Consider the following 1,632-nt stretch of genomic DNA (forward strand, 5'->3'; position numbering starts at 1 on the left):
TGTAGGGCGACGCTGAAGATGGGCATGTAGGCGGCGTTCGTGGTGTCTATGTGGACGACATGAACGACCCCGCCAGGCGATGGCCTGACGGGGTCTGGTGCTCATGGTGTCGTGGTGGTGCTCAGTCTGTCGCGATTACCTCGCTGACCGCGGCGCGGGCGGCGGACTCGTCGATGAGTTTCTTGTCTTGGGAGTAGGCCGCGACCAGAGCGGCTTTGGCGATGTTGTTGATCGAGCGGGGCTTGCCCCTGCTGGATTCGTGGATCAACGCGATGGAGTCCTCGGTGAAGAGCGGGTCGTGGCGGCCGGCCTGGGTGAGATGGTGGCTGATGTAGTCGGCGGTCTCGGGCTCGGTCAGTCCCGACATGTGCCACCTGACGCTGATCCTCTGATCGAGTGCGGTGAGCAGGCCGAGCTTGATCTGGCGGCGCAGGGTGGGCTGGCCGATGAGCAGGATCGCTGCCGGGGACCGCGAGTCAAGATCATGGTTCGTCATCATCCTGATCGATTCGAGTTGGTCGTGGTCGAGCAGGTGCGCCTCGTCGATGATCACCACGGGGGTGCGGGCGCGTTCGGCGGCTTCGGTGGCCAGCGCGTCGGCGGCTTGTGGGATGAGGATGGCGCGGTGCAGGTGGGGTTTGCCGCCGAGGCTGGCCACGATGTGGTGGCAGAGGCCGCGGGTGCCGACGGCGGGGTTGGCGATGTAGACGATGGTGTGCTTGGTCGGGTCCAGGGCGGCGATCGCCGCGCGGACCGCGGCCGTCTTGCCCACGCCGACTTCGCCGGTGAGCACGCCGAGCGCGTGGTCGGCGATGGTCCAGGTGATGCGGGCGCAGGCCTGGGCGTGGTCGGCTGAGCGGTGCAGCGCGGCGGGTTGGATGTCGCGCCGGAACGGCATCGCCTTGAGCGTGAAGTGCTTGAGCAGCGGATCGAGCATGATGTGTGCCTTTGCGGTGGCTGGTCAGAACGGGTGGGTGGCAGGGATGAGCGCGGCGGCCAATTCGTCGGTGATGTCCAGGGCGGATCGGCGGGCTTGGGCGGCGACGTGCCGGGCCTGGAGGGCGGCCAGGTGGTCGGCATCGCCCCAGGTGGCGGCGATCTCGGCGAGGACGGCGGCCTTGGTCCAGAAGTAGGCGGCTTTGCGTTCCGGGGTGCGGGCGGACCGATCGGTGGACAGTGTCCGGGCTTCGGCGGCCAGTTCGGCGATGCGCCGGGTGATCGACGGCGCGGGTGGTGCGCTGTGGTGGATGCGGCAGAACTCGCACGTGTCGCTGGACGGCGTGGACGGCGTGGACGGCGTGGACGGCGTGGACGGCGTGGACGGCGTGGACATGGTCAGGCCACCTGCCCGTCGTGGTCGCCGGTGTGGTCGTCGTGGTGGTCGCCGGTGTGGTCGCCGGGCAGCAGGGCGGCGTAGTCGATGGAGGCGGCCAGGTGCCGGGTGCGGGCCTCATCGAGGAGGCCGAGGTAGTCCAGCCCGGTCGCTTCCGGCAGGCTCTGGCCTGGTTGTTCGGGACGCGCTTTGGGGTGGGCGTGCCGGGACAGGGTGAACACCGTGGCGGTGCCGTAAGTCTTGCCGTCGTGGCGGACCTCGATCTCTTCCAGGTGGAAGGGGTCGAAGACGATCTGCAC

General features: G+C 68.7%; 3 protein-coding genes. All 3 read right to left on the reverse strand.

Annotated features, from left to right (window positions below; all coding sequences use genetic code 11):
- Positions 1-121 precede the first annotated feature (121 nt).
- Complete coding sequence (locus ABGB01_RS45885; RefSeq protein WP_347780632.1) at positions 122-937, reverse strand: AAA family ATPase; 816 nt, start codon at positions 935-937, stop codon at positions 122-124.
- 24 nt (positions 938-961) lie between these two features.
- On the reverse strand, positions 962-1,333 hold the full coding sequence (locus ABGB01_RS45890; RefSeq protein WP_347780633.1) for a hypothetical protein: 372 nt from the start codon (positions 1,331-1,333) through the stop codon (positions 962-964).
- Between the two features lie 2 nt (positions 1,334-1,335).
- Positions 1,336-1,632: hypothetical protein (locus ABGB01_RS45895; RefSeq protein WP_347780634.1), on the reverse strand; the 297-nt coding region annotated here is incomplete at its 5' end.

Source organism: Nonomuraea sp. B5E05 (genome assembly GCF_039880665.1).
Lineage (GTDB): Bacteria > Actinomycetota > Actinomycetes > Streptosporangiales > Streptosporangiaceae > Nonomuraea.